The sequence below is a fragment of the Halorussus litoreus genome (genome assembly GCF_003382685.1).
GTDB lineage: Archaea > Halobacteriota > Halobacteria > Halobacteriales > Haladaptataceae > Halorussus > Halorussus litoreus.
On the sequence record NZ_KZ859514.1, the window covers coordinates 51656 to 78088 of the forward strand.

Annotated in this window: 26 protein-coding genes and 1 tRNA gene; 15 read left to right on the forward strand and 12 right to left on the reverse strand. The window is 65.7% G+C overall.

Annotation, left to right across the window (positions count from 1 at the left end; all coding sequences use genetic code 11):
- The first annotated feature begins 5 nt into the window (after positions 1-5).
- Positions 6-578: a hypothetical protein gene (locus DPQ64_RS07050; RefSeq protein ID WP_115863649.1), complete on the forward strand. Its 573-nt coding sequence runs from the start codon at positions 6-8 to the stop codon at positions 576-578.
- Between the two features lie 380 nt (positions 579-958).
- Here DPQ64_RS07050 and DPQ64_RS07055 read toward each other — a convergent pair whose 3' ends face one another.
- From DPQ64_RS07055 to DPQ64_RS07070, 4 genes are all read right to left on the reverse strand, one after another.
- Positions 959-2941, reverse strand: a complete 1983-nt coding sequence (locus tag DPQ64_RS07055) for a SpoVR family protein (protein ID WP_115863650.1) — start codon at positions 2939-2941, stop codon at positions 959-961.
- A 22-nt stretch (positions 2942-2963) separates the two neighbouring features.
- Complete coding sequence (locus DPQ64_RS07060; RefSeq protein WP_115863651.1) at positions 2964-4277, reverse strand: YeaH/YhbH family protein; 1314 nt, start codon at positions 4275-4277, stop codon at positions 2964-2966.
- Positions 4278-4346: 69 nt separating this feature from the next.
- Positions 4347-6620 carry a PrkA family serine protein kinase gene (locus DPQ64_RS07065; protein WP_232820504.1) on the reverse strand — a complete coding sequence of 758 codons (2274 nt, stop codon included), beginning with the start codon at positions 6618-6620 and terminating at the stop codon, positions 4347-4349.
- Between the two features lie 89 nt (positions 6621-6709).
- Positions 6710-8773 carry a PrkA family serine protein kinase gene (locus tag DPQ64_RS07070; protein WP_115863653.1) on the reverse strand — a complete coding sequence of 688 codons (2064 nt, stop codon included), beginning with the start codon at positions 8771-8773 and terminating at the stop codon, positions 6710-6712.
- A 628-nt stretch (positions 8774-9401) separates the two neighbouring features.
- Here DPQ64_RS07070 and DPQ64_RS07075 point away from each other — a divergent pair.
- Complete coding sequence (locus DPQ64_RS07075) at positions 9402-9815, forward strand: DUF5820 family protein (RefSeq protein ID WP_115863654.1); 414 nt, start codon at positions 9402-9404, stop codon at positions 9813-9815.
- 161 nt (positions 9816-9976) lie between these two features.
- On the opposite strand, the gene DPQ64_RS07080 is transcribed toward DPQ64_RS07075, so the two are convergent.
- The gene (locus tag DPQ64_RS07080; protein ID WP_115863655.1) at positions 9977-10171 is read right to left on the reverse strand and encodes a cold-shock protein; all 195 of its coding nucleotides are present in this window, start codon (positions 10169-10171) and stop codon (positions 9977-9979) included.
- Positions 10172-10371: 200 nt separating this feature from the next.
- On the opposite strand from DPQ64_RS07080, the gene DPQ64_RS07085 reads away from it, so the two are divergent.
- From DPQ64_RS07085 to DPQ64_RS07115, 7 genes are all read left to right on the forward strand, one after another.
- Positions 10372-10821 carry a UPF0179 family protein gene (locus DPQ64_RS07085; RefSeq protein WP_115863656.1) on the forward strand — a complete coding sequence of 150 codons (450 nt, stop codon included), beginning with the start codon at positions 10372-10374 and terminating at the stop codon, positions 10819-10821.
- Between the two features lie 176 nt (positions 10822-10997).
- Positions 10998-11222, forward strand: coding sequence for a DUF7123 family protein (locus tag DPQ64_RS07090; RefSeq protein ID WP_115863657.1), 225 nt, complete (start codon positions 10998-11000; stop codon positions 11220-11222).
- 146 nt (positions 11223-11368) lie between these two features.
- Complete coding sequence (locus DPQ64_RS07095) at positions 11369-11791, forward strand: CoxG family protein (protein WP_115863658.1); 423 nt, start codon at positions 11369-11371, stop codon at positions 11789-11791.
- 49 nt (positions 11792-11840) lie between these two features.
- Positions 11841-12644 carry a carbon-nitrogen family hydrolase gene (locus DPQ64_RS07100; protein WP_115863659.1) on the forward strand — a complete coding sequence of 268 codons (804 nt, stop codon included), beginning with the start codon at positions 11841-11843 and terminating at the stop codon, positions 12642-12644.
- 240 nt (positions 12645-12884) lie between these two features.
- Positions 12885-13391 carry a DUF7344 domain-containing protein gene (locus DPQ64_RS07105; protein ID WP_115863660.1) on the forward strand — a complete coding sequence of 169 codons (507 nt, stop codon included), beginning with the start codon at positions 12885-12887 and terminating at the stop codon, positions 13389-13391.
- Between the two features lie 117 nt (positions 13392-13508).
- Entirely contained in the window at positions 13509-15044 is a 1536-nt protein-coding gene (gene dinB / locus DPQ64_RS07110) for a DNA polymerase IV (protein WP_115863661.1), read from the forward strand.
- 150 nt (positions 15045-15194) lie between these two features.
- Positions 15195-16499 carry an MFS transporter gene (locus DPQ64_RS07115; RefSeq protein WP_115863662.1) on the forward strand — a complete coding sequence of 435 codons (1305 nt, stop codon included), beginning with the start codon at positions 15195-15197 and terminating at the stop codon, positions 16497-16499.
- 165 nt (positions 16500-16664) lie between these two features.
- On the opposite strand, the gene DPQ64_RS07120 is transcribed toward DPQ64_RS07115, so the two are convergent.
- Positions 16665-16880: a hypothetical protein gene (locus DPQ64_RS07120; protein ID WP_115863663.1), complete on the reverse strand. Its 216-nt coding sequence runs from the start codon at positions 16878-16880 to the stop codon at positions 16665-16667.
- 105 nt (positions 16881-16985) lie between these two features.
- On the opposite strand from DPQ64_RS07120, the gene DPQ64_RS07125 reads away from it, so the two are divergent.
- From DPQ64_RS07125 to DPQ64_RS07135, 3 genes are all read left to right on the forward strand, one after another.
- Positions 16986-18587: a helicase HerA domain-containing protein gene (locus DPQ64_RS07125; RefSeq protein WP_115863664.1), complete on the forward strand. Its 1602-nt coding sequence runs from the start codon at positions 16986-16988 to the stop codon at positions 18585-18587.
- A gap of 256 nt (positions 18588-18843) precedes the next feature.
- Complete coding sequence (locus tag DPQ64_RS07130; protein WP_115863665.1) at positions 18844-19314, forward strand: CBS domain-containing protein; 471 nt, start codon at positions 18844-18846, stop codon at positions 19312-19314.
- A 54-nt stretch (positions 19315-19368) separates the two neighbouring features.
- Positions 19369-19641: a hypothetical protein gene (locus DPQ64_RS07135; protein ID WP_115863666.1), complete on the forward strand. Its 273-nt coding sequence runs from the start codon at positions 19369-19371 to the stop codon at positions 19639-19641.
- Positions 19642-19697: 56 nt separating this feature from the next.
- Here the strand turns inward: DPQ64_RS07135 and tpiA are convergent, their stop codons facing one another.
- A complete protein-coding gene (tpiA, locus tag DPQ64_RS07140; protein WP_115863667.1) occupies positions 19698-20342 on the reverse strand; it encodes a triose-phosphate isomerase in 645 nt (214 codons plus the stop codon).
- Positions 20343-20729: 387 nt separating this feature from the next.
- Positions 20730-20803: transfer RNA gene (locus DPQ64_RS07145), tRNA-Lys, on the reverse strand.
- Positions 20804-20986: 183 nt separating this feature from the next.
- On the opposite strand from DPQ64_RS07145, the gene DPQ64_RS07150 reads away from it, so the two are divergent.
- The gene (locus tag DPQ64_RS07150; protein ID WP_115863668.1) at positions 20987-22438 is read left to right on the forward strand and encodes a DHH family phosphoesterase; all 1452 of its coding nucleotides are present in this window, start codon (positions 20987-20989) and stop codon (positions 22436-22438) included.
- Positions 22439-22948: 510 nt separating this feature from the next.
- On the opposite strand, the gene DPQ64_RS07155 is transcribed toward DPQ64_RS07150, so the two are convergent.
- From DPQ64_RS07155 to DPQ64_RS07160, 3 genes are all read right to left on the reverse strand, one after another.
- Positions 22949-23245, reverse strand: a complete 297-nt coding sequence (locus DPQ64_RS07155; protein ID WP_115863669.1) for a PRC-barrel domain-containing protein — start codon at positions 23243-23245, stop codon at positions 22949-22951.
- A 104-nt stretch (positions 23246-23349) separates the two neighbouring features.
- A complete protein-coding gene (locus DPQ64_RS19745) occupies positions 23350-23481 on the reverse strand; it encodes a hypothetical protein (RefSeq protein ID WP_269814471.1) in 132 nt (43 codons plus the stop codon).
- Between the two features lie 60 nt (positions 23482-23541).
- The gene (locus tag DPQ64_RS07160; protein ID WP_115863670.1) at positions 23542-24792 is read right to left on the reverse strand and encodes a pyridoxal phosphate-dependent aminotransferase; all 1251 of its coding nucleotides are present in this window, start codon (positions 24790-24792) and stop codon (positions 23542-23544) included.
- A gap of 126 nt (positions 24793-24918) precedes the next feature.
- Here DPQ64_RS07160 and DPQ64_RS07165 point away from each other — a divergent pair, with 126 nt between their 5' ends.
- Positions 24919-25098, forward strand: coding sequence for a DUF7836 family putative zinc-binding protein (locus tag DPQ64_RS07165; protein WP_115863671.1), 180 nt, complete (start codon positions 24919-24921; stop codon positions 25096-25098).
- A gap of 11 nt (positions 25099-25109) precedes the next feature.
- Here the strand turns inward: DPQ64_RS07165 and DPQ64_RS07170 are convergent, their stop codons facing one another.
- Positions 25110-25520, reverse strand: a complete 411-nt coding sequence (locus DPQ64_RS07170) for a translation initiation factor IF-2 subunit beta (RefSeq protein WP_115863672.1) — start codon at positions 25518-25520, stop codon at positions 25110-25112.
- Between the two features lie 239 nt (positions 25521-25759).
- On the opposite strand from DPQ64_RS07170, the gene DPQ64_RS07175 reads away from it, so the two are divergent.
- Complete coding sequence (locus DPQ64_RS07175; protein WP_115863673.1) at positions 25760-25999, forward strand: UPF0058 family protein; 240 nt, start codon at positions 25760-25762, stop codon at positions 25997-25999.
- Positions 26000-26433: the final 434 nt, after the last annotated feature.

Consider the following 26433-nt stretch of genomic DNA (forward strand, 5'->3'; position numbering starts at 1 on the left):
CACACATGCGACGGAGTACGCGGACCGCTGTCGGCCGAGTCGTCGAGCGCGCCATCAGATACGGACTCGTCGCCGTGTTCGGCGAGGGCGTCCGACGGCGGAACCCCGGCGCGATAGCGAACGCCGTCGGCTCGCTCGCGGCCACCTATCTTCCGAATCTCGTCGAGTCTCAGTGGAACGTCGAGTTCCGGCCGTGGCAGCGCGTCTACGCCGGCGTCGCGATGCTGGCCCATGCGATCGGGATGCTCGGTCCGTACGACGACACGTGGTGGTGGGACCACGTGACTCACACCCTCTCGGCCACGCTGTTCGGTGGGGTCGTCCACGCCGCCGCGCGCCGCCGCGGGCGCGACCCCCGACCGCGGGTCCTCGGTGCCGTCGTCTGTGCGGGCGTCGTCTGGGAGATTCTGGAGTACACCATCCACGCGGTCAGCCGGCGACTCGGCGTCGAACCGCTGCTGGTCCACTACAGCACGCGCGACACCGTCCTCGACCTCGTGTTCAACGTGATGGGGGCGCTCTTGGTCGTGGTCTTCGGGGACCGTCTGCTGGGGAACTTCGTCGAAGACGGGACGTAATCTCTCTTTTCGTGGGTGTTCTCGTTCGGCCAAGCTACTCGAACAGGCGAGTGTTCTCGAAAGCCCTCGGCGCGGTCACGCGAGCGAAGCGAGTGTGACGTTGTCTGCGTGAGCGCCGCGAACGCAGGTTCGACGGACGGGTCCGTCGGCGTCGGAGCTTGTCTCGGACAGAACTCGCGGTCGTTCAGCAGAATATCTCGCGGGCGCAGAACTGCGCCCGCGAGATAGTAGCCGTGTTGAGACGACCATGCGAACGCGAGCGCGCCTCGCCCGTTCAGTCCACCAGGGTAGCGGTTGTTTCACTGGCCGACACCAGTAGTGGTCTCCTCTCCAGCTACCGCCCCGAACCGTCCCGACAACGCTCCAAAGAATCGGACCGACTACGCCAGCCAGTCGTCGGGCTTGGTGTCGTAGTCGACCTCGTCGGCCGCCACGTCCTCGACCTCGGTCCAGTCTAAGTCCTCCATCGTGAACTCCTCGCCGTCGTAGCGCAGTAGTTTGCCGACCTCCTCCGGGTCGGGCTCGCGGTCGCGCCGCCGGGCGATCTCGGCGTCGCGGTCGTCGACCTCCTTCACGATGGTCTTGAGGTTCACCGGGCGACCCCAGAGGTCGAACACGCGTTCGAGGGTACGCTTGGCCTGCTGGAGGTCGAGCATCACGCCGTTGTAGTGGTGGCCCAGCAGCAGCTCGTTGCGGTTGTTGTAGTTGCCGTCGTACACCGCGATGGTGGGCTTGCCGAAGTTGGTGAACTGGAGCATCAGTTTCTTCTTCACGTCCTCGTAGTCGGTGCTGGCGACCCGGTAGTCGCCCGTGGTCCGGCTGAACTCGTAGGTGAAGTACTCGTTGTCGGTGACGAACTCCTGAGTCAGGAAGCTGTCGAGGAACGTCACGTCGTTGTGGCTCTCCCGGACTTCCCGGAGTTTGTCCCAGCCGGTGGTGTACTCCACGTCCGCGATTGCCTCCTCGACGGTGGCGTACCGCGCGTCGTCGACGACGTACCGGGCGTACCGTTCGAGGTCCTGCTGGGAGATCGACCGGAGGAACCCCCGGTTCTGGCGCTTGCAAAGCGAGAAGTGTCGCTCCGCGAGGCCCGCGTAGGTCAGTAGCTTCCACGGGTACCGCTCCACGTCGATCTCCCCGGCTTTCGCCCGGTCGAGATTCTCGCCGTCGACCTTCTCGGGTACCAGCGCTTCGAGGTCGTCGAGATTCTCGGGGTCGACGGCGTCGATGCGGTGGTCGACCGCGAGCAGGTCCTGCACGCGCTCGAAGTCCACCGTGTCGTGGAAGTTGCGCCACGTGACGCCCTCCACGCGGAGCAGCTTCCGGGCGACCTCCCGGCGGTTCTCGGTGTTCTCGACGTACTCCCACAGCTCCTTGCCGAGCTGGTAGGGGTTGAGGCCGGGCGAGTTCAGGACTCGCGCCTGGTGGTCGGCGTACTGGAGGAACTCGTCGTCGCCCGCGAACGCCTCCTCGCCCATCATCATCGACTCCCAGTAGGCGGCCCAGCCCTCGTTCATGACCTTCGTGAGCTTCTGCGCTGCGAAGTAGTACGACTCCGCCCGAAGCATCTCCAGGATCTCCTTCTGCCACTCGGTCATCTCCTCGGCCTTCTCGGTCTCGGCGTCGTACGCCTTGCCGTGGTCCCGGAGGAAGGCCAACACGTCCATCTCCGGCTCGTCGAGGTCGGCGGCCTCCTCCTGTTCGTCGAGGAACTCCTCGTCGAACACCTGCTGGACGACCTCGTCGCTGAGGTCCATCTCGTCGAGCTTCTCGGCGAGTTCGGCCTCCTCGATGTCCTCGTCGCCCTCTTCGCGCTCGTACTGGCGCTTGAACGGCTCGTGCTGGTCGATGTTGTCTTCGAGACAGAGCACGCTGTCGATCCACTGCTCGACCGCCTCGCGGTCGATCTCCGGGTCGGCCATGTACTCTTCGATGCGGCGGGCGTGGCGCTCCAGCATCGCCGCGGCGTCGAGTTCGTCGGCGAACATCCGGTACCAGCGGTTCCGCGCGAAGAAGTCGGCGTGGGCCTCGACGTGGGTGATGACCGCCTTCTGGTCGGCGATTGCGTTGGACTCCTGGAGGAACGCGTGGGACGGGTCGTCGTTGATGACGATCTCGAACGCCTTCCCGCCGGTGTACTGGCCCTGCTTCTGCTGGCGGTCGTACTGCATGCCCCACCGCCAGTGGGGGTACCGCTGTTGGAACCCGTTGTACGCGATGAGTTCGTTCATCTCGTCGTAGTCGACCACCCAGTAGTTCACGTCGTACGGGGCCAGCCCGAGCTTCTGGGCCAGTTCGCGGGCCTCGTCGGCGGGTTCCTGGAGCGGTTCGGCTGCCTTCTCGGTGCGGGGTCGCTCTCTCATGATTCGGCCTCCATGTTGGGTGTCACGATTCGGCCTCCGTGCTGAGTATCTCGTAGATGGCCTCGGTCACGTCCTCGGGGCTGTTGACGTAGCTCACCGCGACCTCCGAGGAGTCGCCGAAGTAGTCGTCGACCTCCTCGGCGTGGGTCGCGTTGATCGCCTTCCCGTCGGGCTGGGTCTCGACGTAGGCGTGGAGGTTCGCGGGGATCTCCTCCATCAGCGGGATGACGTTCTCGCCCGTGTCGTTCCGGGAGTTCTCGCTGTCGCCGGCCGCGAACACGTAGCGGTTCCAGTCGCTCCACGGGTAGCGCTCGTCGAGGACGTGGGCCGTGAGTTCGTACGCCGACGAGATCTTCGTCCCGCCGCCCGATCGGATGCCGAAGAAGTCCTCGCGCTCGACCTCCCACGCCTCGGCGTCGTGGGCGATGTAGACGAACTCCGCGTTGTCGTACTTGCCGGTCAGGTACCAGTCCAGCGGGGTGAAGGTTCGCTCGACCAGTTCGCGTTTCTTCTCGCGCATCGACCCCGACACGTCGCGGATGTTGACGACCACCACGTTCTTCTCGCGCTCCTCGACGATCTCGGGGTAGCGGTAGCGCTCGTCCTCCGTGCGGAAGGGGACGTTCCGGACGCCGTCCTCGCGTATCTTCTGGGCCGCCGAGCGCCGGGTGACGTTCTCCTCGACCTCCTCGATGGAACGCCACTCGGTGCGCTCGTCGTCGGGGATCTCGTCGTACGTCTCCTCCAGCCAGGGCTTCGAGACGTTGATCGCGTTATCCCGTGCCCACTGGAAGGCCCTGTCGGGGCCCCAGCCGTCGATTTTGAGGACCTCCTTCAGGAAGTCGGGGTCGAAGTCCATCGCGAGCTTACGCTTGAGCCCCTCCTTGAACATCCGCTCGAAGTCGAGCGTGGAGTCGGGCCCCGTCCGGGTCATGTCGGTGAAGTCGCCCTCCTTCTCCTCGACGACTTCCTTGCCCTTCGGTTCGAGATCGAGCCCAAGCTCGTCGTCGAGTTCCTCGGCGAACTCCTCGGGGTCCATCTCGTAGTAGTCGTGCTCGCCGCCCTCCTCACCGGGCTCGTCGCCGTCCTCGTCACCGTCGCCCGGCTGGGGTTGGGGCTCGCCGACCGGGTCGCCCACGTCGGGGTCGCCCTGTCCGACCCCGCCCTGATCGCGCTGGTCGTAGGCGAACTCCGGCAGGTCGACGATCTTGATTGGAACTTTGATCTCGTCGGGCAGGCTCTGGCCGAGGTCGCCGTACTGGATAAAGTCCGCGAGGTCCTCGCGCTTCGCTTCGCCGACCTCGCGGTACCGCTCCAGATCCTCTCTCAGTCCCATTCCTGAATCACCTCGTTCAGTCCCATTTCGGGCTCACCTCGGTTCGTCCCATCTGTTGGGTCGCCTCGTTCAGTCCCATTTGTAGCTCACCTGACTCATGACGTGCTGGCTGGTCAGCTCCGCGGAAGCCTCGCTGTAGCCGAACAGCTCCACCAAGTTCGCGATGGTCTCCTCTTTCACCGCGGCCGTCTCGGTGCTGCTCGGCGGGTCGGCCCACTGGGTGGGGTCGAAGTCCTCGTACACCCGGCGCACGTCGTCCCAGTCGTAGTTGGCCAGCACCGTCCGGATGATGGGGATCTCCTTGGGGTCGACGTCGCCCACCTCGAACCCCTCGTCGCGGTTCTCCCACGCGTGGCGGTTCAGCGCGGTGATGACCTTGTTGCGCCGGAACTCCTCGACTGCGGGCGAGGGTTCGTGGTCGCCGCCGTAGCTCTCGGCGGAGAACCGACCGAGGTGCTCGGTCTCGAACACCTTCATCTTGAGCGCGTCGGGCTCGACCCGCTCGCCCCGGTCGTTCTCGACCGTCTCGTCGGTCGCCCACGCGTACACGTGCTCGACGTACTCCTCGACGGTCCCCTCCTCGACCCGCTTGTCCGCCATGATGGCGTCGAGCACGTCTTCCTCTTGGCGCTGGAAAATGTGATTCTTCACCGGGACGAGCCGGTTCTCGTACTCGGTGCGCTCGGCCGTCGAGAACACCGGCGCGCCGGTCAGCCCCTCGGCCATGGCGTCGAGCACGTCGCGGGGCATGATGACCTCCTCGACCGGGTAGTCCGCGTGCGCGCGGTCGCTCTCGTCGTTGAGCAGGTCGGCGATCACGTCCCGCGTGTAGGTCACCGGGACGCCCTGCTCGCCGTCCCCGGCGTCGTCGTCGAACTCGAAGTCGTCCTTGTCGAGGCGGTCATCGCCGTCGAGCAGGTAGCCACGGTCGAACAGCTTCGCCTTGTCCACGAGGTCGAGCCCCGCCGGCACGTCCTCGCCGTCGAGCCGGGTCACGACGCTGTAGAGGGCGGCGGCCTCGACCGCGTGGGGCGCGAGTTCCCGCCGGCTCGGCCCCTCGGCGTCGTCGTCGCTTCGGACCCGTATCGAGAGGGGTTCCCGGATGAGTCCCTCGAGTTCGTCGTAGTTGTCGGCCTTCCAGACGCCGGTCTCGTTGCCGAGTTCACGGCGGATGAGCTCGGCTTCGAGGCTGAGGTTCGTGAGGTACTTGAACCGTCGTCGGTCGAGCCGGCGCTTGAGCGCCTTCAGCGGGTCGGCCCCGCCCGCGTCGGCGTGCTGGTTGAGCTGGGCTTCGAGGTCCGGGTTCGAGATGATGACCAGCTGGGTGTCGATGTCCATCCCGATGCCCTTGTCGAGTTTGACCGTCTGCTCGTCGGGCACGTTCAACAGCTTCTGGAGCAGGTCGGCGTGCTGGGCGGCGTCCTCGACGATGGTCAGCAGGCCGTTGCCCTGCGAGAGCACGCCGTCGAAGCTGAACGCTTGGGGGTTCTTTCGCCCCCGCGAGTCGAGTTCCTGTAGCATTCCGCGCATCCACGAGCCGACGAGCCGCTCTTTGGGTGGGCCGGAATCTTCAGAATGTAGGACGCCGATGCCCGTCCCCACGTCGACCACGTAGTTCTTCACCCGGAGGTGGCTCGGGTCGGTGATGGCCGAGAACAGGTCGTCCTCGCCGCCCCGCCGGTACTGCTCTTCGAGGTAGTCGTACGCCTCGCGGCTGAACGGGTCGAGGGAGCTGTCGACGGTCACGTCGATGTGGTCGTCGACCGACGCGTTGACGGCGTCGAGGATGTCTTCGCGGACCGCCTCGGGGAACACCGTCAGCGGGTTCGCTTGCACCGGGCTCGGGAACCAGTTCTCTTCGTCGGCGGCCGCGCGCTCGTCGCCGTAGCTCAGGCTCCGGGAGTCGGTCGCGCTGGCAATGTTCCACTCGACGGTGTAGCGCCGCCCTTCCTCGGTCTTCGAATATTCGCGGAGGCCGTTGACCAGACACCGCTTGAGCTCGGATTTGCCGGTCGCGGTGGGGCCGTCGAACCAGATGATCTTCTCGGCCTTGCCCCGTTCCGCGGCGATGGAGCGCAGGTCGTCGACGAACGCGTTGAGCACGTCGGTGTTGCCGAGGATCGCGTGCTCGCCGTCGTTGTGCGGGTCGTCGAAGAAGCGGTAGCGCTGCTTCTCTTCCCCTTCTTCGACGACCGTCCGGGTGCCCATCGACTCGATGGCTTCGAGCAAGTACTTGCTGGCGTGGGCCGCGACGTTCGGGTTCTCGAACGCCTCTTCGACGAACGCCGAGAGGCTCTTGGGCTCCTCGTAGGTCTCCCGGAGTTCGCGGTCCGCGGCCTCGATGAACGCCTCGCCGTCCCGGTTCGACGACTCTTCGTCGCCTCGTCGCGAGCGGTCGCGGCCGGTTCGCTCGTCTGGGCCGGACGCCACGGTCAGTCCTCCATCTCCGCGCGGGCGACCTCGGCCCCGGCGAACTCGAGCACCTCCGTGGCACCCTCGCGGGAGTAGCCCTGGTCGATGAGGGCGTCGACCCACGCGTTCTGCTCGTCGTCGTCCATCTCGTTGCTCGACACCAGCGCCGAGAAGTTGATGTTGTGCTTCTTGTCCTCCCAGAGCTTGCGCTCGAGGGCGCGGCGCAGGCGGTCGTTGTCCTGCGGGTCGAAGGGCGACCCCTCGCGGGCGCGACGGCTGACCCAGTTGCTCACTTCCTGCCGGAAGTCGTTCTTCCGGTCGCGCGGGATGTCGAGCTTCTCCTCGACCGCCCGGAGGAAGCTCTCGTCTGGCTCCTGTTCGCGGCCGGTCAGCTCGTCCTCGACGGTGTCGTCGTCGATGTACGCCATCACGTGGTCCATGTACTTCTCGCCCTGTCGCTGGATCTCCTCGATGTCGTAGGCCAGCGCGTGGCGCACGTCCTCGATGGCCCGGTCCTTGTACTCCTCGCGGACCATCTCGAGGTAGCGGTAGTACGTCTCGAAGTTCTCCTCCGGGATGGAGCCGTGGTTCTCCAGATTCTCCTCGAAGTGGTTGAACACCGAGAGCGGCGAGAGAAAGCCCTTGTCGCGGTGGGTGGAGTTCATGATGGCCTCGGCGATCTCGTCGCCGATGAACCGCGCCGAGACGCCCTCCATCCCCTCGCCGATGTCGGCCTTCTCCTCGCCCTCCTCGCGGAGCTTCTTCACGTCCACGTCCTCGCCGTCCTCGATCTCGCCGTTGTACGCCTTGACCTTCTGCATCAGGTCGACCATCTCGGTGTCGGGTTCCTCGACGCGGGTCAGCACGCCGAACAGGCCCGCCATCTCCAGCGTGTGGGGTTCGATGTGGACGTCCGGAACGTCGGCGTTGCCCAGCATCTTCCGGTAGATCTGGGCCTCCTCCTCGTACTCGAGGACGTACGGGAAGTCGATGCGCTTGGTCCGGTCGTTGAACGCCTCCATCTTCTCGTCGCCCTTCTTGTCCCTATATTCGGGCATGTTCGTCCGGCCGACAATGACCTGATCGATGTCGATTCTGGGGTTGTTCTTCGGCTTGATGGTCTGTTCCTGCGTAGCGTGGAGGAAGTCGTACAGGAACTCCCGCTGGAGTTTCAGTAGCTCCTCGCCCGAGAAGATGCCGCGGTTGGCGTTACAGAACGCACCGGAGTAGTCGAACGCGCGCGGGTCCGATTCGCCGTAGATGGCGATCTTCGAGTAGTTGACGTCGCCCGTCAGTTCGGTCTCGTCCTGGTTCTTCTTGTCCTTGGGCTCGAACGTCTCGACGGCCTGGCGCTTGTTCTCGTCCGCGGTGAGTCGGACGATCTCGACGTGGTTTTCGAGCACCTGCTGGATGTCGTCGTCGTAGTACGCCAGCAGTTCGTCCATGTAAAACGCCGACGCGGGGTCGAGGCTCTGCTCGTTCTGGATGGTGTACGGCGCGTCCAAGTTCTCGTTGAGGTCGTCGATGACCCGCTGGCGCTGCTCGACCGGGAGTAGGACGAGTGGGTCCTGGTTCATCGGCGACCGCACCGTGTCGTCGGCGGGGTCCTGGTCGTGGATGACGTCACAGAGGTTCGTCCACCGGTAGGTGTACATCCGGCCCTCCTCCCGGAGGGTGTAGTCCTCGAAGTACGTCCGGGCCTGTCGGTCGAAGTCCGACTTGCCCGACCCCACGGGGCCGAGCAGGAGCTTGATGCGCTTTTGCGGACCGAGCCCCCGTGCCCCCGATTTGACCTTGTTCACGAACTCGTGGATGGCCCGGTGGATCTCGTGGCCGTAGAACGTGTTCTCGCCGTCGTGAAGCGGGTCCTCGGAGGCGAGCAAGTACTCCACCACCCCGGCGTCCTCGTCGTACTCGGTGCCGTAGTAGTCGAACATGTCCGCGACCCGCTGGTGGGCGTTGCGGGCGATCTTCGGGTCGTGGTACACCTCCTCGAGGTACCAGCCGAACGACTTGGTCTCACGGAGGTCCTCGGGCATCGATTCCTGGTAGCGCTGGCTGAGTTCTTCCAGTGTTTCTGTCATCGTATCACGCGTTTGGTTGGGAGAGTCGAGCGCGGACCGTCGGGCGGCCCCGACTCGCGGTCGGCGTCGCGACGGCGGCCGAATTCGCAATCACGGTCGGAGTATGTGGTAGTCACACACGCACATATGCCTGACGGCCTGCGTGCAGAGGGTTCACACGCGTCACGGCGTCGCTGGAGGGACGAAGAGCTATCACTGTCGAATCCCGCTGTCGATGCGTCCCCCTGTTGGACCGTTCTGCCCCTGCGCGAGCGCAGGAGTCGGTATCGAGCGTTCATGTGCGTGCCATCCCCTTTCCGTCCACGGCGACGTCACGTCGGAGGGCGACCAGTTCGGGCGGTCGCGGACGGAAGTTGGCGATTGGTACCGAGTACCGCGTGGATTGCTACCACCGATACTATTTAATGGTTGGGATGGAACAGTATATAGTTTTCCCTCATACGGAGTCCCTGATAAGCTGAATTAACACCCTTGAACCACGGTGACTGTCGTGAGTCGACGCCGTCGGCCGATGAGTGTGGTTTGGTAGCACGTTCTCCTTTTAAGTATCTCGGACGTTCGGGGTGTCCTCATCATCCAGGTCGTCCTAACCGCCAAGACCTTGACGAGGCGGACCCAACCGGCTGGTATGACCGACGGCGACGCGTCCGAAGCGACGGACGACGGTGCAGATCTCCCGGACGGCTGGACCGTCTGGAACGACGAACCCGGCGGGCGAGTCATCTACGCGTACCGCCCGGACGTGTTCGACACCGAGCAGTTCCCGGCGGCGTGCCTTCCGACGCTGTACGTCGCTGCGGGGCCGCCGAACCGTCCGGCTGCCGAGGTCGAGTACGGGACGACCGACGTGTGGCGCGTGCAGTTCTTCCTCGAACCAGACGTGGAGTTGATTCCCGCGCGCACGTACGACTCGCGGGCGGAGGCGCTAGCGGGCGCACGGGAACTGGCCGCAAAGTTCGCTCGCGGCGAGCACGACCACCGCGGCGCGTATCAGGTCCCGCGCGAGGCGTATCTCGACCGACTCGACGAGTTGACTGGTTAAGGGTAGTCGTTCGACTCGACGAACCGACTGGCTGAACGAGTTGTCGTGTGAACCGTCAGTCAGCGCTATCGCAGTCGCTCGTCGGGAGTAGGTTCGCTAAAATTGTGATAGTGAGGTTTCGAGTGATCGACTATCGCGTGACAGTCGACCGTCCGAAGTAGTTACTGGCGAGTGAGATTCGTCGCGCGAGGGCCCTTGTCGGCCTGCTCGATGTCGAACTCGACTTCCGTCCCCTCTTCGAGGTCGGGTCCGCCGATGTCCTCCATGTGGAAGAAGACGTCTTCCTCCGAATCGTCGCTGTCGATGAAACCGTAGCCGCCCGTGTCGTTGAAGAAGTCAACCGTACCGTTTGCCATTACGATTATATCCAGGGACGGGCCCCAAATAAGACTTGCGAGGGGGTCAGTACCACCCGCCAACGGTTCACTCGGTAGCGGTTCACTCGATTCGGTCACGGACCTCCCGGCGGGACTCTTCGACAGGGTCGAATCATCCGATTCGCACCGGGCGTCCCCGCGGCGAGAGGCTTAACCGGGTGGCCTCCGAACGACCTGCCATGTCCACCATCACGCTCGTCGGAACCCGCCTCGCCGAAGCCGAGCAGGAGTTCGTCTACCAGGGCGAGGCGTCGGCCTGCGAGGGGTGTCCGTACCGCGACCAGTGTCTGAACCTCTCGGAGGGCGTGCGCTACCGCGTCAGCGACGTGCGCGACGGCGCACAGACCCTCGACTGCGGCGTCCACGACACCGGCGTGACGGCGGTGGAGGTCGAACCCGTCGGCGTGACGGCCAACGTGCCCGCGAAGAACGCCTACGCCGGGAGCAAGGCCAGCCTCGCGGGACCGTGCCCGCACACCGAGTGCCCGAGCCACGAGTTCTGCGAGCCGATGGGCGCGGACTTCGGCGAGGACTACCAGATTACGGAGGTAAAGGGCGACCCGCCTCACGACTACTGCATGCTCGACCGGGACCTGACGATGGTGGAGTTCGCCGCCGAAGACGATTGAGGACGGCCCTCGTTTTCACCAGCCCCTCGTTTTCACCAGCCCCTCGTTTTCACCAGAGAGTTTCGCCTCTCGAACGAGGACCACTGGCCAGAAAGCCGCAGGTTGTCTTCCAGCGAACACGAACTCGCTTGGGCGGGAAATCGTTAAGGGTCCGAGCGCCGTACACCCAGTTGAGGATGACTAATTACACCGACGAGGAACGGCGCATCCTCGCGTACCTCCGGGAGAGCGTCTCGAAGGGCGAGCGGTACTTCCGCTCGAAGAAGATCGCCGAGCAGTTGGGCCTCTCTTCGAAGCAGGTGGGTGTTAGGCTTCCGGAACTCGCCGAGAAGTCCGAGGAAGTGGACATCGAGAAGTGGGGGCGCTCGCGGTCCACGACGTGGAAAGTCACGCCGGGGTGAACCGGGCGAATCGACTCGGCCCGACTCGCGATCTCCGACCGCCGCGATCCGATCCGCCCTCCGATTTTCGATTTTCGATTTTGATCTCCGGCTGCTCGTCCGCGTGGGTCCGGCGGGTTTTTCACACCGTGGCCCGAAGGCCCGATATGACCGTCCGGGTGGAGCGTACGTTCGAACTCGGGGTTCCGCCGGAGCAGGTGTGGGAGTTTATCGTCGACCCGGAGCGACGCGCCAGCGCGATCAGCGTCGTCGCCGACTACGAGCAGACCGGCGAGAACACCGCCATCTGGCACATCAAGCTCCCGATTCCCTTTCTGGACAAGACAGTTCGCGTCGAGACCGAGGACGTCGAGCGCGACCCGCCGAACTACGTGAAGTTCGTCGGGCGCTCGTCGGCCCTCCGCGTGACGGGCGAACATCAGCTCTCGGCGACAGAGGAGGGCAGCCGCCTCGTCAACCGGTTCACCGTCGACGGGCGAGTGCCGGGCGTCGAGCGCTACTTCCAGAAGCAACTCGACGACGAACTCGACAACCTCGAAGCCGCGATTCGAGAGGAGGCTCCGGCGTGATGATTCGCGCGGCGGTACCTGGTGCGGTGATTCGAGCGGAGGTCCCGAAATGAGGATCGCGCTGGCCCAACTCGACGTCGAGGCCGCCGCGGTCGAGGCGAACTGCGAGCGCGCCGAGGTGGCCATCGCCGAGGCCGCCGACCGGGGCGCGGACCTCGTGGCGCTCCCGGAGATATTCAACGTCGGCTACTTCGCGTTCGACGCCTACCGGCGGGAAGCCGAGCCCGTGGAGGGGCCGACGCTGACCCGCATGGCCGACGCGGCGCGCGAACACGGCGTCGGGCTGCTGGCGGGCACCATCGTTGAGGACCTCGCCGAGACCGAGTCGGTCCCGACCCCGACCGAGGAGGGGTTGGCAAACACCGCAGTGCTGTTCGACCGCGCGGGAGAGCGCCTCGCCGTCTACCGCAAGCACCACCTGTTCGGCTACGACTCGGCGGAGGCCGAGATGCTCGTGCCGGGCGAGCGCCTCGGCGTCGCCGAGTTCGAGGGCGCGACGGTGGGGATGACGACCTGCTACGACCTCCGATTTCCCGAACTCTACCGCGAGATTGCGGAGGCGGGAGCCGACCTGATTCTGGTCCCGAGCGCGTGGCCGTACCCCCGCGTCGAGCACTGGAAGCTGCTGGCTCGCGCCCGCGCGGTGGAAAATCAGCTGTTCGTCGCCGCCATCAACGGCTCCGGCGAGTTCGACGGATCGACGCTGCTCGGCCGCTCGACCGTCTACGACCCGTGGGGAACCACGCTGGCGAGCACGGGCGACGACCCTGACCTCGTGATGGCCGACGCCGACCTCGACCGGGTCGACGCGGCCCGCGAGGAGTTCCCGGCGTGGCGCGACCGGCGAATCTGATCGAGTTCTGGTCGAGTCCGAACCGAGTTCTGGGTGGATTCTAACCCGATCCTGGTCGAACGCCGAGCGTTGCGTCCTGATGGCGATGCCAGTGTGACGAACGGCCGAAAGGTTGAAAACCCGAATATTAATTACGGTGGGGTCCAAACTTCGAATTTGAAACAGATGTCCCGAACGGCCTCGGCTCCCTCCGCGTCGGCGGGCGGGCCACCGGACGGTCCGCAGCCGTCTCGGGAGGTGATGTTCGACCTCCTCGGGAACTCCCGGCGGCGACGCGCCCTCCGTTACCTCCTCGACGAGGGGACGATGACCCTCACGAAACTCAGCGGTCGCGTCGCGTCGTGGGAGAAGGACACGCCGATGGCCGACCTCACCTCGCGCCAGCGCAAGCAGGTGTACTCCTCGCTCTACCAGACCCACGTCCCCAGACTCAGCGACCACGGACTGGTCGACTACGACGCCGACGACCGGACCGTCCACCTGACCGGCGACCCCGACCGAATCCGGCGATTTCTGGAACTCGACGAGTCGCCCGACCGCGGATTTTCAGATTCGTGGAGTCGCTACTTCTTCTGGACCGCGGTGGTCGGGAGCGCGGCCATCGCGGGCAACTGGCTCGGAACCGCACCGGCGACTCATGTCGGGACCGAGGAACTCTACGGCCTGCTCACAGTGACGTTCATGATGCTCAGCGTCTCGTTCGCGATGGCCGTCGAGGGGCCGAAACTGCTTCAACTGTTGGACTGAGTCTCGATTCCACACCAAATCCCAGCCACTCGACCCGTTCACCCGAGAGTCCCAACCGAGAATCCCGAAGTCGGGCAGTCCAGATGATTTATCGGGGTCCGGTCCCCAGTCCCGGCTATGTCGAAAGGGGCGCGACTGCCGGGGACGCCCGACGACGAGGGCGAGGACCCGATCGTGCTCCACGTGGACATGGACTGCTTCTACGCAGCCTGCGAGCGGCGTCGCGAGCCCAAGCTCCGCGGAGAACCCGTCGTCGTCGGGATGGGCTACGAGGACGGCCAGAATCACGGCGCGGTCGCGACCGCGAGCTACGAGGCCCGCGAGTACGGCGTCGAGAGCGCACAGGCGATCTCGACCGCGCTGGAGCAACTCCCGCGGATGGCCGTGGCCGAGGACCCGGATTCCGAGGTCGACCCCGACGAGGCGGGCTACTATCGGCCGGTCGACATGGACCACTACCAGTCGGTGGGCCAGGAGGTCAAGGACATCCTCCACGACTCGGCCGACGTGGTCCGGGAGGTCAGCATCGACGAGGCGTACCTCGACGTGACCGACCGCACCTCGTGGGAGGTCGCGGAGGGGTTTGCCCGCCACGTCAAGCACCGCATCGACCGCGAGGTGGGCGTCACCGCCAGCGTCGGGGTCGCGCCCAACATGTCCGCCGCGAAGATTGCCAGCGACCACGACAAGCCCGACGGACTCGTCGTGGTCGAGCCCGGCGAAGTCCGGGCGTTCCTCGCGCCGCTGGCCGTCTCGGAGATTCACGGCGTCGGCCCGGTCACGGCACGCAAGCTCCGCGAGATGGGTATCGGTACCGCCGCGGACCTCGCGGACGCCGACCGGAGCGACCTCGAAGACGCCTTCGGCGAGCGCGGCGCGGAGATGCACCGCCGCGCGCGCGGCGAGGACCAGCGCGCGGTCACGCCCACGGGCCGCCCGAAGAGCCTCTCCAGAGAATCGGCGTTCACCGAGGCGACCGACGACGACGAGCGAAAGCGCGAGCAGGTCCAAGCCCTCGCGGAGGCGGTCGCCGACCGCGCCACCCGGAAGGGGGTGATGTACCGCACCATCGGCATCAAGGTCGTCACGCCGCCGTACGACGTGAACACCCGCGCGAAGTCGCTGCCCGGCCCGGTGGACGACCCGGAACTGGTCGCGGAAGTCGCGCTCGACCTCCTGACGGAGTTCGACGACGAGGCGGTCCGGAAGGTCGGCGTGCGCGTCTCGAACCTCTCGTTTGCAGACGCCGAGCAGGCCAGCCTCGGGCGCGGTTGGGGGCCAGACGGCCCGGCGGAGGCTTCCCGGGAGGTCGAGAACACGCCCTCGGAGCAGGTCGAGAACGCAGAGTCGGACTCACACGATCCCGGGTCGCAGAACGCGCCGCCGACCGACCTCACTGATTTCGAGGGGAGCGCGAGCGACGATTCCGACGACGGCGAGCGGTCGATGGAATCAGGAGACGGCCCGGCTCCGAGCGGTCAGCTCTCGCTGGAAGACGGCTGGGGGACCACCAGCTGGGATCCTGAGGATGGAGCAATCGACGCCAGCGCGAGCGACGAACCCGACGCCAATGCGACCGACAGCTCCACACCCACCGAGGAAACCGACGCCGACCCGGATTCCGAGGGCCAGTCGTCGATCACGGACTTCTGACGCGACATTCGACTACCAGCCTGCCTCAACAGCCAGACTCAAGAGCGACGGCGATAAGACACGTCTGTGTCCAATGACCCGGTCGAGTCGTGAGACGGAACTCGGTCGTCGTGGCGGCGAAGCGAGGCCCTGGCGATTCGAGGTGAGCCGATGAACCGGAACGACCGCTCCATCGTCGGGCTGGTGATGGTCGCCCACGCGATGGTCCACACCTACGAGCTGTCGATCCCCATCCTGCTAACCATCTGGCTCGACCAGTTCGGCGTCTCCTCGACCACGCTGGGGCTGGCCGTTTCGGCGGGCTACGCGCTGTTCGGCCTCGGGGCGCTGCCCGGCGGCCTGCTGGCCGACGCGTACGGCTCGCGCACGCTCATCATCGCCTGTCTCGCCGGGATGGGCGGGTCGTTCGTCCTGCTGAGCGCCGCACCGAGCGTGCCGGTGATCGCGCTGGCGCTCGTCCTCTGGGGCGTCGCCGCGAGCGTCTACCACCCCTCGGGGCTGGCGCTGGTCAGCAAGGGCGTCTCCCAGCAGGGGACCGCGTTCGCCTACCACGGGATGGCGGGCAACCTCGGCATCGCGCTCGGCCCGCTCTCGACCGCGCTGCTCCTGCTGTTTTTCGACTGGCGGACCGCCGTCGTTCTGCTGGCGGTCCCGGCCGGACTTGCCGTCCTGTTCGCGCTCACGGTGGATTTCGACGAGACCGCCGCAGTGGAAGCCTCCCCTGACGGCGGCGAGGCTGAAGGAGAGAGTGCAGCGTCCGACGGCGGTGAGTCGGGGAGTGAGAACGCGAGCGCCACATCTGACGGCGGGGACGCACGGGCGGGCGGCAGCGTCTCCTCGCTGTCGGAGTTCCTCGCCGACTCGAAGACGCTCTTTTCCGGCGCGTTCGTCTTCGTGTTCGTCGTCGTGATGTGCTCGGGGCTGTACTACCGCGGCGTGCTCACCTTCCTGCCGGAGATGCTGGCGAACCAGCCGCTGTTCGACCCCGTGACCGTCGGCGCGCGCGAGATAGAGCCCTCCCAGTACGTGTACGCCGGACTCCTGATGATCGGCATCGGCGGCCAGTACGTCGGCGGGAAGCTCACCGACCGCATCCGGGTCGAACGCGGCATCACCGCGGCGTTCGCGGCGCTGGCGGTCATCGCGCTGCTGTACGTCCCGGCACTGAACGCCGGCCTGACCGCCCTGCTCGCGGCGAGCGCGGTGCTGGGCTTCGCGCTGTTCGTGGTCCAGCCGCTCTACCAGTCGGCGGTCGCGCAGTACACGCCCGCCGGGACGCGGGGCCTCTCGTACGGCTTCACCTACCTCGGCGTGTTCGGCATCGGCGCGCTGGGTGCGAGTATCGCAGGGATCGTGCTCGACCTGTTCGACCCGACCGCGCTGTTCGTCGTGCTGGCCGGGTTCGCGCTCGTGGCGACCGTCTTCGGGGCGCTGCTCTCGGCGCGGCAGGGATAGTTACGGTTGTGGTGGCGGGTGCGGTTGTTGCTGTCACTGTGGCGGTTGCTGTTGCGGTGCGGTTGTTGCTGTCACTGTGGCGGTTGCTGTTGCGGTGCGGTTACTCCTAGGCTCAACGATAGCAGCGGTCGCGGGTGCTGTCATCGATGAGATCTCGGATGGCAGCTACTCGATGCCATCGGACACCGCCACTGCGACTGCATCTCTGCTTGAGCATATGAGAACCGCATCCGCGACAGCAACCACAGCCACGACCGCCACACCATCCGCAACCGCGTCCGCAGTTATGCTTGAGCATATGAGAATCGCAACCGCCACCGAGTCCGCGACCGCACCCGCATCCGCGACCACAACCGCAGCCGCCTCCGCTACCGCATCCACAACCACAATCGCCGCGGGAACCGCCGCCTCGACACCGAAGTCACCTCGCCGTCGAAGCCCCGACAGTTTATGAGGGCCGGGTGAGAGGTAGCGCGCAACGAACGCATGTCGCAGGAAACCATCGACGTCGCCGAGGTGAGCGACGGGGTCGGGGGAACCGACGGCGAACCCGGCGATCCCGTGGAACTCCCAGTCGTAGAGGTGCTGACCGGTCGCGCGTTCATCACCGGCAAGAGCGGGTCCGGGAAGTCCAACACCATGAGCGTCGTCGCGGAGAAGTTGCTGGACGGCGGCTACCCGGTGATGCTCGTGGATACGGACGGCGAGTATTATGGCTTGAAAGAGGAGTACGAACTGCTCCACGCCGGGGCCGACGACGAGTGCGACATCCAGGTCGAGCCACAGCACGCCGAGAAGCTGGCGTCGCTCGCGCTGGAGGACAACGTCCCCATCATCCTCGACGTGTCTGGCTATTTGGACGAGGACGACGGGAAGGAGCTGCTGAAGGCGGTGGCCCAGCAGCTGTTCGCCAAGGAGAAGAAGCTCAAGAAGCCGTTCCTGATGGTGGTCGAGGAGGTCCACGAGTACATCCCCGAGGGCGGCGGGATGGACGAGTGTGGCCGGATGCTCATCAAGATCGGCAAGCGCGGGCGCAAACACGGCCTCGGCATCGCGGGCATCAGCCAGCGCCCCGCCGACGTGAAGAAGGATTTTATTACTCAATGCGACTGGCTCGTCTGGCACCGACTCACGTGGAACAACGACACCAACGTCGTCGGCCGGATTCTGGGCAACGACTACGCCGACGCCATCGAGGACATGGGCGACGGCGAGGCGTTCCTGACGACCGACTGGTCCGAGACGACTCGGCGGGTCCAGTTCCACCGCAAGCAGACGTTCGACGCGGGGGCGACGCCCGGACTGGAGGACTTCGAGCGCCCGGACCTCAAGTCGGTCAGCGACGACCTCGTGAGCGACCTCCGAGAGATCAGCGAGGCCGAGCGCCAGCAGGAGGACCGCATCGAGGAGCTAGAGCAGGAAGTCCGCGAGAAGGACAACCACATCGAGGATCTCGAACGCCGGCTGGAGGAGGCCCGCGAGATGGAGGAGGTCGCCGACAAGTTCGCCAAGGCGATGCTCGACACCTCCAAGAACCAGCGCGCGAACCCCTACATCGACACCGGCGGCGGGCAGGTTGTCGGGCAAGCCCAACAGGCCGGGCAACCTCGGCAGGGAGGACGAGCGGGACAGTCCCCGCAGGGCGGGCACGCAGGTCAGCCCCGGCAGGCCGATCTCGGCGGATTCGAGCAGGCCGACGCGAAGGAGGCCGAGGAGTCGGTCGACGACACGGACTCCTCTGAGAGTGGCGACTCCGACGAGCGCGACCCGCTCGACGCCATCCGCGAGGAACTCGACGGGCTCGAACCGGTCGAGCGCGGGATGTTGGCATACTATCTCCGGGAGGGACCGGCCGCACCGGTCGAAGCACACGTAGTCGCGGGCGGCCCCGAGGACCGCGAACTCGCGTACAACCACAACCGGACGCTCCGCCAGCGCGGGTTCGTCCAGCACGCGGGCGGCGGGGAGTACGTCGCGGCGCTGCCGAGCCTGCTCGCGGCGCTCACCGACGGCGAGATGGACGACGACAGCCGGACCGAGGCGCTGGCGGAGGTCGCCGAGGAACTGCCCGACGTGGAGTCGGCGTAGCGCTATTCGAGGTCCACGTGGTTACCTCGAAACGCGCCCTAGGCGGCGAGTCGCCGGTCGTCGGGGTACGTCCCCGAAACCACGGTGACTCCTAACCATCTCGGCCGTACGGCGGAAATGCCGTCTATTTTGCCGAGTTCCCGTCACTTGCGTCGATGACCCCTGACGTCACCGGCTCGGTTACGCGAGATGGTGGATTCTCAGTCAGTGGGATACCCTCCAGGCCTTTTTATTCTCGTAACATCATCAGGCATATATGCACGTTCGAGAACTGATGAGCGAGTCGGTCGTGACCGTAGAGACCGGCACGACGGTTCAGGATGCGGCGACCAAGATGCTCCGTCACGGCGTCGGTAGCATCATCGTGACGTACGAGGGGACGCCAGCGGGAATCGTCACGAAGTCCGATCTCCTTCACGCGGGCGTCGCGGCCGACAAGTCGTTCGAGCAGATTCCGCTGGAGACCGTCGTGAGCCATCCAGTCGTGACCGTCGACCCAGACGACAGCGTCAGCCAGGCCGTCGAAGTGATGCGGGAGAACTCCACCAGACATCTCCCGGTGACCGCCGACGGTGACCTTCTGGGCGTCGTCACGACCACGGACGTCGCGGTCCACCACCAGAACCGATCCGAGGAGGTCGAGGCGATTCGACAGGAACGGACGAGGGTGAACGAGAGCATCGGCCAGTCTTCGGGTGTTGAGCGGAGCAATCGAATCCCCAAGTGAGCTGAGCCCCCGCGTGACGGGACACTTTTAGCACCGCTCCGAGTAGTTGGGAGAGTGAACACGCTGGCACCGGCCGACGAGAACAGGTGGAAGCTCCCACAGCACGCCCACGTGGTCGTGTACGACGAGCGCGAGCGCGAACTGCTGACCATCTACGACTGTGGCGCGGCCCAGAAACCCCCGTCGGCGCAGGTGCTGGGCAACCTCGTCCGCGTGAAGGCCGACCACGAACTGGAACACACGCCGACCGGCTACGTCGTCCGGATGCGCGAGGCGGCCGTGCTGGAGAAACAGGACGACGACCACTGGCTCATCACGGCCGAGTGAACGGGACGAGTCCGGGTGAGTAGGACGGATCGCGAGGAAAACAGTCGCCGTGGGACTTACAGCGGGGCCACGAGATCCTCCAGCGCGGCCTTCGGGTCGTCTGCCTTCGCGACGCCGCTGGCCAGCAGGACGCCCGACGCGCCGAGGTCTCCCGCGGCGGTCACGTCCTCGCCGGTCGAGATGCCCGCGCCGCAGTAGACCGCCACCGAGTCGTCGACGGCCTCCGCCGCGGCCACCGCGTCCGTCACCACGTCGGGGTCGGCCTTGCTCACGGGCGTCCCGGTGCCGATGAGTTCCGGGGGTTCGACCGCCACGGCGTCGGGGCCGAGTGCCGCGACCGCGCCGATCTGGTCGGGGTTGTTCGCGCAGACGCAGGTCTCCAGTCCGACGCGCTCTGCCGCGTCGAGCGCGCCGTCGATGTCCGCGAGCTTCAGCCGGCGCTCGGAGTGGTTGAGCAGCGTGCCAGTCGCGCCCGCCTCGGCGGCCGCTTCCGCGAGCGTGGAGCCGGTGTGGCTGCCGTGTTCGACCGGGCTGACGTGCTGGGCCCACGTCTCGACGCCCGTCTCGGCCACGCGCTGGAGGTCGGCGGCCTGCGGCGCGACGCCGACGGGGACGCCGGACGCCTCGCTCACCTCGCGTGCGGCTGTCGCTACCTCGACCGGGTCGCAGGGGTAGGCTTTCAGGTTGACGACGACTTTCATACCGAATCCGTCCGCCGCGCGGAACAAATAGGTTGCGAGAGCGCGATTTCTTGTCGGGAAATGAGTCCGAACGGGAAGCCAGCACCAGTTCCGCGACGGTTGCATTTGTCTCTGGACTAGTGTTCGCAAGCGAGCGGTTCGGAGAACCCGAGCGCAGCGATTCACCGCGACCGAAGGCTCGTCAGAGCTTCGCTCTGACGGTGTTTTTGGTCGAGCTTTTGCCAGCGAAGGACCGGCGAGGCGTTTGCTCGCTGCTCCTGAGTGCAGCAAAAGGTCGTAACACGGGCGGAAGGGATTTGAACCACGCCGAGACGGTCCGGGCGTGCGACTCGTCTACTTCAAATCCCCACGCGGCCGCTTCGCTCCTCACTTCGTTCGTCGCAAAAGCGGGCCGGAAGGGATTTGAACCCCTGACCGTCTGATTAAGAGTCAGACGCTCTCCCTAACTGAGCTACCGGCCCAACGTACTCTGAGATTACCGGGTCGTACGTAAATACGTTTTCGTTTGGTCGGAGTCGCCGCGTCGGCGGACTTCTGAAAAACCGTCGGCGGGCTCGGCGGTGAGCTCGCTATTTTTCGGCGTTTCAGGCCGGCAAATCGTTCCCGGGAAGGTTAAGTGTGGGCCGAAGCAACGCCACAGTATCATGAGCGCCGGGATTACCATCTCCTCGATGTCCGACTACGCTATCTTGGGCTGCGGGAGCGTCGGACACGCCGTCGCCGAGGAACTGGTGGACCAGGGCAAGGACGTACTCATCATCGACCGGGACGCCGACCGCGTGGAGGCCCTGCGCGATCAGGACCTCAACGCACAGACCGCCGACATCCGGGAGGAGAGTCTCTACGACACCATCGCGGACAACGAGGTCGTGCTGATCCTCTCGTCGGACGTGGAGGCGAACAAGGAGGCGGTCGAGAACATCCGCGAGCACGACGGCGAGCAGTTCATCGTCGTGCGCGCCAGCGACCCCGTCTCCGAGGACGAGCTGACCGAGCTCGGCGCGGACGTGGTCATCAACCCCTCGACCGTCATCGCCGACTCGGCGCTGCGTGCGCTCGAAACCGGCGAGCTGGAGTACAAGGCCCAACAGCTCGCCGAGGTCATCGAAGCCACCGAGGACGGGCTCGCCATCGTCACCCACGACAACCCCGATCCCGACTCCATCGCGAGCGCGGTCGCGCTACAGGCTATCGCGGGGAACCTCGGCGTCGAGGCCGACATCCTCTACATCGGCGACATCGGCCATCAGGAGAATCGGGCGTTCGTCAACCTACTGGGCATCGAACTCCTACCGTACGACGACGCCGAGGTGGACGGCTACGACACCGTCGCGCTGGTCGACCACGCCAAGGCGGCGGAGGCAACTTTCGACCGGCCGGTCGACATCTTCATCGACCACTTCGAGCCCGACGAGGAGTACGAGGCCGACTTCGTGGACATCCGGCCGAGCGTGAGCTCCACCTCGACCATCCTCACGAAGTACGTCCAGGAGTTCGACCTCAACGTCAGCGAGGAGGTCGCGACCGCACTCCTCTACGGCATCCGCGCGGAGACGCTGGACTTCAAGCGCGACACCACGCCCGCGGACCTGACCGCCGCGGCGTACCTCTACCCGTTCGCCAACCACGACACGCTCGAACAGGTTGAGTCGCCGTCGATGTCGCCCGAAACCCTCGACGTGCTCGCGGAGGCCATCACCAACCGCGAGGTCCAGGGAAGCCACTTGGTCTCGAACGCGGGGTTCATCCGCGACCGCGACGCGCTGACGCAAGCCGCCTCCCATCTACTGAATCTGGAGGGCATCACGACGACCGCGGTGTTCGGCATCGCCGACGACACCATCTACCTCGCCGCGCGCTCGAAGGACATCCGGATGAACATCGGGAAGATGCTTCAGGACGCCTTCAGCGACATCGGCGAGGCGGCGGGCCACTCGACGCAGGCCAGCGTCGAGATCCCGCTGGGCATCTTCACCGGCATCGAGACCACCGACGACAATCGGGACACGCTGCTGTCGCTGACCGAGGAGGCCGTCAAGCGCAAGCTGTTCGACGCGATGGGCGTCGAGAGTGGCGAGGGATCGAACGGTAGCTGAATTTCGATATCTGGCGTCGTTCCGAAGTCTCCGTATTTTCCAACCGGTGCGCAGGAGGCTGGGAAGGTCTGCGGCCCGCGGTCGCGGTGCGTTTGCGGTGCGGTCACGCCGCGTTTGCGGGGCTGTCACGCCGAGGCGCAAGCAATAGCTAGCTTCTCACTATCATTCCCTTCGATGGAGGACACGTTCGAGCTAGCTACTGCCGGGGCATCGGGGAGACCGCGACCGCACAGCACCGCAGCCGCACAGCACCGCGACAGCCTCTCAGACCTCCCCAGCCTCGATGGCCGCATAAACGCCGTGGGAGCGAAGCCCCCACGAGCCTGCGCTCGGTTCCCTCGCGAAGACTCGGCCAACTCCCTCGCACGATAGGGCGCGGCCGCGAGGGCCGCGCCCAAACGCGCGCCGGGAAGTATGAGAAGCCAGCGCACGTTAGCCGGGGAGAGCAGCCAGCGCCACCCAAACTGACCGAAAAACAACGGCCGCCGTTTCGACCGCTAAATCAACCGTTCAGACCGCGACCTCTTCGTCGGCGTCGCCCTCGGGCTGCTGGAGTCGCTCGATGGTGTCGTTGATGAGCACGACGTCGCCGACCGCTCGGACCCAGCGGTACGGAATCATCACGCCGTCCTCGTCGTCGACGACCCCGGTGAACAGGTCGCCGTTCAGTTCGCCGAGCGCGATTCCCGTGACTGCGACGGCGTCCACGTTCAGGCGGACGTCCTCGATCTCGCCGACGAAGACGCCGTTGTTGGAGTACACCTCCCGGCCGACCAGCGTCGTGATCTCCTGCGGTGTCGCGTCCATGGAGGTACGATTGCGTGGGTGGGTCTTAACTTTTGGCAGAGTTCCACGAAACGAGGGAGCTGGATCAGTGGCCAAGAACTCGCGTGACGTGTCAACTCGCGGGATCAGCGGTCCGTCTCCGCGTCCGCCTGCTCGTCCGTTTCCGCGCTCTCGTCGTCCTCGTCGTCGCCGAAGACGCGGTCCAGGACCCACTCGCCGGCGAACGATAACCCTTCGAACAGCAGGTCCCCGAGCACCGGCGACCGTTCGCAGATGCGGCACAAAAACGTAGCGGGTGCCCCGACCCCGTCAGTATCTCACTCGGAGAGACCGTCGAGCACCCCGCCGAGGCGGTCGAGTCCTGCACGGACCATCTCCGGGTCTCGACACGCCGCGAGCCGAAAGCGGTCCGGGTCGTCGAAGAACCGGCCGGGGACGACCAGTACGCCGTCGTTCCATGCCGCCCCGGCGACCGCCGTTCCGTCTGCCGACTCGTGTTCGAGGAAGGCGTACGGACTGCCCGGCTCGACCGTCCCAGAGAGGTCGTCCCGGCCGTCGACGAACGACGAGAGCGCGTCGTGGTTGGTTCGCACGCGCTCGCGAGCGATCCCGGCCAACCGGTCGGCGTCGGCCAGCGCCCGCCGGGCGAGACGCTCGCTGACCGCCGACACCGCCGGGACGTGGTGGGCGACCGACCGAGCGCGAGCCACGAACTCCGCGTCGGCGACGAGCCAGCCGACCCGCACGTCGCCGAGACCGAAGAGCTTCGTCAGCGAACTCGTGACGACGACGCCGTCGAGCCCCGCGGCGGTCGGCCCGCCGAACGGTCCCTCGACCTCTTCGTCGCCGAACGGCGAATACACCTCGTCGACGAGCAGCCGCGCGTCGCCTTCGCTCTCTCCGCTCGCGTTTGCGTCCGCGACCGCACTCGCCACGTCGGCGAGCCCGTCCCGACCGACCCGGCGGCCGCTCGGGTTGTGGCGGTTCGTGATCACGACCAGCGCCGTGTCCTCGACGACCGCACCCGCCACTCGGTCAGGTTCGAGCGAGTAACCCTCAGCAGCAGGTCTCAAAAACCGGTCGACGGTCGCGCCCAGCCCTCGCGGGGTAGCGAGCAGGGGTTCGTAACCTGGCTTCTCGACCAGCACGCGGTGGTCCGACATTTCGTCGGTGTTTTCGCTGGTCGAATCCCCGTTTTCGCTCGGCTGCGTCCGCCCCGGAAGGCTGGCAGCCATCGCGAGGAAATTGGCGTGGGTCGCGCCCGCAGTCACGAGGACGTTCTCGGGGGAGACGCCGTACAGCTCCGCGAGGAGTTCGGCGGCGGTCGCATCCGGGGTCGGCCGGTCGCCGAGCGCCGGGGGAACGACGCCACCCGCCGCTGACCCCGCGTTCGCATCCGGCCCCGAATTCACATTCGACCCCGCGTTCGCATCCGACTGCGAACTCACATCCGGTCCGCCACCGCCGGTGGTCGATTCCGCGCGGACGAGATCCGAGGAGCCGAGGTCGTAATCGGCGCGCTCGGGTCGGCCGACGATCCAGTCGAGGTACGCGATCTCCGGAAACACGGGTGGATTTGTAGCGACCGGGCAATCAACGTTCCGACGGCCCCACCCCGCCGCTCGCTTGGACCCGTTCGAACGCTGTCACCGCTCGACAACTTTTTTCTATCAGCCCGGCCCATGGACGCACGCATGAACGAAACGTACGTGAGACTGGTCTGTCCGGATTGTGACAAAGACTGGGAAGCGTCGCCGGACGACCTCCCCGCCCACGACGAGGAGTTCAGCTGTCCGAACTGCGACGCCACGCGTCGGACGGCCGAGTTCACCCGGACCGAGCGCGATCTCGAGACGCTCAAGCAGTTCAAGTAAGAGTCGGCCTGTTACTCGTCGGGCGTCGCCGAGCGAGCGCCGCAGGCCTCGCATCGGACCAACAACGCGCCCTGTTCTCGTTCGAGTCGCGTGTCGGGGAGGCCACACTCCGAGCAAAGCACGTACTTCTCGCTGTACTCTCCGATCGCGTCCTCGATGCGGTCCCGCCCGAACTTCCCGGTCAGGCGCGCGCGACCGCTCTCGTCGATCTGCGCGCTGGTTCCGAGTTCGTCCTGGAGGAACTTCAGGACGTGGTCCTCCTCGCGGCCGAGTCGGTCGAGGGTGTCCTGGAAGTTCTCGTAGACGGTGACGTTGCCCTCCTGTCGAACTTCGGCGTCGGGCACGCCGAACCGGTCGCCGCTGCCGGCGATATCGGGCGATTCCTCCAATGCCCGTTCGAGGTGGTCGTCGTAACCCTCCATGACTCTGCCAACGCGCCGAATCGGATAAAAATCTTTTAGATTCGGCGGCCGAGCGCCGTTCGCGCCCGGTAAGGAGTCCTTACCGGTGGAACGGTCGAGATGCCATGCTACATTTTCACATTCCTACCGTCCGGCGTGATTCCGGGAATTACGTCCTCATATGGAGGAGTAATGCACACTCCGTGTTAACGGGACTCAAGATAATACTATAACCCTGCAACTGTTATCCTCGCTTGGTTATGAAGAAGCAGGAACTCATCCACCTTCACGGCCTGCTTGCGGAGGTTGGAAACTACTTCGAGGAGGAGCACAGCACCAAAGTTGACCTTGCGGACTACGATTCTCTCGGTGTACGACCGACATCGATTCACAAATCGAAGACTGATCACAAGGCAGCAGTCTTCGCGATGGCGAACGCGATCACGTCAGAGATGGCCGACGCCGAGGCGGACGAGAAGGTCGCCGCCAAGGCCGACTGAACGCCGACGCGACGCTTCCTCCGGAACGCAAACTCCGTAGCGACTGCGCTGTCGTTCGACGGCTCGTTTCCTCTCTCATACGTTCTCGCTATTCTGTCTCCGCTCTCCGGCTTCGCTTTGCCCCTCCATTTTCCCCTCTCTCGCTTCACCAATCCCGACTGTTCCGTTGCTCCCGCCGGCAACTGACAGTTGCCGGCGGGAGCAACGGAACAGTCTCGAAACCGGCGGCGTGTCCGCCGGTAACGAGCGCTTAGGGGGTCCAATAAATCGTGGAAGAAGACGGTGACTGCGAACTGCACTACGACGAGATGTCGAACCCCCGTGCTACGACGGCGTGTCCGACCCTTACTCCGGTCGTCCGGCGGGGCGTGACCGGAGTGTCACGCCCCGCCGGACGACGAGGGTGGGGGGAGTGGGCCCGGAGGAGCCGGACC

Excerpts from the sequence above, each read along its gene's own strand:
- dinB (WP_115863661.1), top strand. The coding sequence starts at position 13,509 with ATGTCGAAAGGGGCGCGACTGCCGGGGACGCCCGACGACGAGGGCGAG.
- DPQ64_RS07080 (WP_115863655.1), bottom strand. The coding sequence starts at position 10,171 with ATGGCAAACGGTACGGTTGACTTCTTCAACGACACGGGCGGCTACGGT.
- DPQ64_RS07100 (WP_115863659.1), top strand. The coding sequence starts at position 11,841 with ATGAGGATCGCGCTGGCCCAACTCGACGTCGAGGCCGCCGCGGTCGAG.
- DPQ64_RS07070 (WP_115863653.1), bottom strand. The coding sequence starts at position 8,773 with ATGACAGAAACACTGGAAGAACTCAGCCAGCGCTACCAGGAATCGATG.
- DPQ64_RS07170 (WP_115863672.1), bottom strand. The coding sequence starts at position 25,520 with ATGGAGGGTTACGACGACCACCTCGAACGGGCATTGGAGGAATCGCCC.
- DPQ64_RS07125 (WP_115863664.1), top strand. The coding sequence starts at position 16,986 with ATGTCGCAGGAAACCATCGACGTCGCCGAGGTGAGCGACGGGGTCGGG.
- DPQ64_RS07075 (WP_115863654.1), top strand. The coding sequence starts at position 9,402 with ATGACCGACGGCGACGCGTCCGAAGCGACGGACGACGGTGCAGATCTC.
- DPQ64_RS07095 (WP_115863658.1), top strand. The coding sequence starts at position 11,369 with ATGACCGTCCGGGTGGAGCGTACGTTCGAACTCGGGGTTCCGCCGGAG.
- DPQ64_RS07090 (WP_115863657.1), top strand. The coding sequence starts at position 10,998 with ATGACTAATTACACCGACGAGGAACGGCGCATCCTCGCGTACCTCCGG.
- DPQ64_RS07105 (WP_115863660.1), top strand. The coding sequence starts at position 12,885 with ATGTTCGACCTCCTCGGGAACTCCCGGCGGCGACGCGCCCTCCGTTAC.
- DPQ64_RS07175 (WP_115863673.1), top strand. The coding sequence starts at position 25,760 with ATGAAGAAGCAGGAACTCATCCACCTTCACGGCCTGCTTGCGGAGGTT.
- tpiA (WP_115863667.1), bottom strand. The coding sequence starts at position 20,342 with ATGAAAGTCGTCGTCAACCTGAAAGCCTACCCCTGCGACCCGGTCGAG.
- DPQ64_RS07050 (WP_115863649.1), top strand. The coding sequence starts at position 6 with ATGCGACGGAGTACGCGGACCGCTGTCGGCCGAGTCGTCGAGCGCGCC.
- DPQ64_RS07055 (WP_115863650.1), bottom strand. The coding sequence starts at position 2,941 with ATGAGAGAGCGACCCCGCACCGAGAAGGCAGCCGAACCGCTCCAGGAA.
- DPQ64_RS07155 (WP_115863669.1), bottom strand. The coding sequence starts at position 23,245 with ATGGACGCGACACCGCAGGAGATCACGACGCTGGTCGGCCGGGAGGTG.
- DPQ64_RS07130 (WP_115863665.1), top strand. The coding sequence starts at position 18,844 with ATGCACGTTCGAGAACTGATGAGCGAGTCGGTCGTGACCGTAGAGACC.
- DPQ64_RS07165 (WP_115863671.1), top strand. The coding sequence starts at position 24,919 with ATGAACGAAACGTACGTGAGACTGGTCTGTCCGGATTGTGACAAAGAC.
- DPQ64_RS07150 (WP_115863668.1), top strand. The coding sequence starts at position 20,987 with ATGAGCGCCGGGATTACCATCTCCTCGATGTCCGACTACGCTATCTTG.
- DPQ64_RS07085 (WP_115863656.1), top strand. The coding sequence starts at position 10,372 with ATGTCCACCATCACGCTCGTCGGAACCCGCCTCGCCGAAGCCGAGCAG.
- DPQ64_RS07060 (WP_115863651.1), bottom strand. The coding sequence starts at position 4,277 with ATGGGACTGAGAGAGGATCTGGAGCGGTACCGCGAGGTCGGCGAAGCG.
- DPQ64_RS07115 (WP_115863662.1), top strand. The coding sequence starts at position 15,195 with ATGAACCGGAACGACCGCTCCATCGTCGGGCTGGTGATGGTCGCCCAC.